Source organism: Patescibacteria group bacterium (assembly GCA_041665365.1).
GTDB lineage: Bacteria > Patescibacteriota > Patescibacteriia > UBA9570 > UBA9570 > UBA9570.
In genome coordinates, this window is sequence record JBAYIY010000021.1 from 1 (window position 1) to 2,870 (window position 2,870).

The window sequence follows — 2,870 nt, forward strand, 5'->3', positions numbered from 1 at the left end:
AATCCTGTATCTGGAAAATCGGGAATTCGGTGATTAATATTGGTGGAGTTAGTGCTATTAGTATTAGTTGTAGTATCGGTGTTAGTATTGGTGTTAGTATTAGTTGTAGTATCGGTGTTTGTATCGGTGTTAGTATTAGTTGTAGTATCAGTGTTAGTATTGGTGTTAGTATTGGTGTTAGTATCGGCAGTGCCTTCAGCCACCGTTACTACTGCGAAATCGATAACGGTAAAACCATTGGCGCTACCTTCGGCCGTAGCGGTATTGGTAGTTATGCCAGTGAGATCTGTTGTACAAGTATATGTCCAGGTTTCTGAAACATTCAGCGTATCACTGCCATTAGTATCACCGGAAACATAAGTTACCGGGCTACACTTATTATCAACCACACTCACATTCGTTAAAGCCACTGTGCCAGGATTAGTGACGGTATAGGTGTAGGTTACTGGTCCGCCGCCATTAGGAATAGTGAATGTGTCGGGCGTTTTAACAACATGGATTAATGGTGGTGTTATAGGTACACCAACCACCACTGTAGCATTGGCCGTATCAGTGGTACTAAAACCATTAGCTTCACCTGTCGCCGTTACTGTATTGGTAAGAGTTTTTGCGACAGTTCTGGTACAATTATAGTTCCAAGTTTCCGTCAAATCAAGAATGTCATCACTATTAGCATCACCGGATACAAAGTCTACAGTATCACATTTATTATCAGTTACCATAACATTATTAATGGCGACTGTGCCAATATTTGTTACGGTATAATCGTAGGTCACTGAACCAGATCCATCCGGCAAAGCTAGCGGCGTAGGCACTTTTTCAACGCTAATTAATGGCGGAACTAGTGTTTCTGTCGGAGTGGGAGTTGTGGTCGTGGGAGGCACTACACAGGTTGCCCTGGTAATAACGTTGGTGTCTAAGGTCACCGCGCCATTGCGCGCTAATACTCTACCTTCTACAGCGGCACCAGTCGTGAGTGTAGCAGACGTTAAAGCCAAAATATTACCTTTGAAAGTGGAGTTGGCTCCTAGAGTCGCGGAACTGCCAACCTGCCAAAACACGTTACAGGCTTGGGCACCATTAGTGAGAACCACAACGCTAGAACCGCCTGTGATAAGCGTGGATGCTGTCTGAAAGATAAAGACCGCATCGGGGTTACCTTCAGCATCAAGCGTTAGAGTATTTGTTAATCCAAATGTACCGTTCGCTGAATTATAGATACCGGCGGTTTTTGTTGTTCCGCCAAGCTCCGTAGACACTGTCGACACCGGGGTTTGTCCAACGGCGTCATTGTAGGCTGTGATTAAATCAGTTTTCGCTTGCACAGCCGTTGTATCAGCCACATGTTGCGTCCCATTGAGTGTGCCAGGCGGAAAACCAGTGACCGAACTGCCTGGACTTAAACCCAGATCTCCGGTAATCACGCTCGAACCTGTATTTGTGACTGTAGAGCCCCCTAAAATAGCAAAATTATCAGTTGAACCAAGATCAACTGTCGTAACGGCTTGAACTTGATTCAATCCAATTAAATTAAATATAAAAACAGTAGCTAAAATAGCCACTGACAATTTTTTAAGTACTTTCATATTTTCCTCCTAAATATTATAAATTAAATAAAGTTAATGAACTCAATATTACTAGCGTTTAGTTTATCACCTTTATCAGAGCTAAGCTAGTACGAGACAACGCTCTGTTGATAACTGATTCAATATTGAATTTAGCTTATTACAGTTTACTACCTAGTATCACTCACGGTATTTTTATTAGTAATTATAGTTATTTTTTTCAGTGGGGAAGATTGTATTTTTACTTTGACTGGAATTATTGATGATCAACCGTATTAACGACTTCCGTTGGGTCAGTCGGCTTACCTAACTTGAAAATTTTCATAATACCCCAGGCGATAACGATATAGACGATGGCCGCCACTAAGGTTGACCACTCGAAAAAGGAAGTGGTTTCCACTCCTAAAGTTGTGGAAGCCTGAAAAATATTCGCAAATGGACTGGCAAACGGCGTGCTTATGATATAGACCAGTTGTGTAAATCCCGCATCAGGGTTTGCGCCCAGGAATTTGAGCACAAATCGGAAGCCAAGAATAATTTCAATAAAGCCAAAAATATACCAAATGATTTGGTAAGCGTGAAAAAGCGTTTTTTTCTGATCGTACTCTTTAGCTGCACTAGGCGTGGCGCCAACAGTGCGTTCAGTTTTCGTGGACTGACTCGTTGGTGTCGACGTTGATGTTGCAACCGTTTGGGCTAGTTGGGTTGGCCCAACTGCGGTACTCTTTCTTATTGTTTGTTCGGAATTGGCATCCGAAACTTTGGTCAGCTCATCTTCACTGCGTGATGGGACAAGATTAGAATTCATATGGGTTTTTAGGTTAACTTAGAAGCTTAGCTATATACAATAATGCTCTAACGTTTGATTAATTTTATAATACCCAACAACACTACTGCGCCAAGCAAAGCGACTAAAAAACTATACCAGTTAAAACCAATGGCACTACTTTTACCTAGCCAACTCATTAGCACCCCGCCAATTATTGCTCCAATAATACCTACTACAATATTTAGTAGTAAGCCCTGTTTAGCGTTCGTACCCATAATCATGGAAGCGATCCAGCCGACCAGCCCTCCAAAAATGATCCAAAGTAATATACCCATAATAATTGTGGTAAATAATTAGTACTTTAAGTGTACTCTGATTAATGTAATAACGCTATAAAATACTGCTCCATGCCATTTTCATCTTTGATGGTGATATTGGTTTTGAGAGTTGTTTTCATAGTATTATTTTTAAAATAAAAATTAATTACTCATTTTTTTCTCTACTTTTTTTTCTAGCAATTTAATATTTTCCAGATA

3 protein-coding genes are annotated in these 2,870 nt (G+C 40.7%); all 3 read right to left on the minus strand.

The genetic code is table 11. The features are described 5' to 3' along the window. Nucleotides 1-1,586: ice-binding family protein (locus WCV88_06325; protein MFA6475772.1), on the minus strand; the 1,586-nt coding region annotated here is incomplete at its 3' end. A 235-nt stretch (nt 1,587-1,821) separates the two neighbouring features. Then, complete coding sequence (locus tag WCV88_06330) at nt 1,822-2,373, minus strand: hypothetical protein (GenBank protein MFA6475773.1); 552 nt, start codon at nt 2,371-2,373, stop codon at nt 1,822-1,824. A gap of 47 nt (nt 2,374-2,420) precedes the next feature. Continuing rightward, entirely contained in the window at nt 2,421-2,669 is a 249-nt protein-coding gene (locus tag WCV88_06335; protein MFA6475774.1) for a GlsB/YeaQ/YmgE family stress response membrane protein, read from the minus strand. Nucleotides 2,670-2,870: the final 201 nt, after the last annotated feature.

Bases quoted from the DNA above. Each gene is read 5' to 3' on its own strand.
- WCV88_06330 (MFA6475773.1), bottom strand. From the start codon at position 2,373: ATGAATTCTAATCTTGTCCCATCACGCAGTGAAGATGAGCTGACCAAA.
- WCV88_06335 (MFA6475774.1), bottom strand. From the start codon at position 2,669: ATGGGTATATTACTTTGGATCATTTTTGGAGGGCTGGTCGGCTGGATC.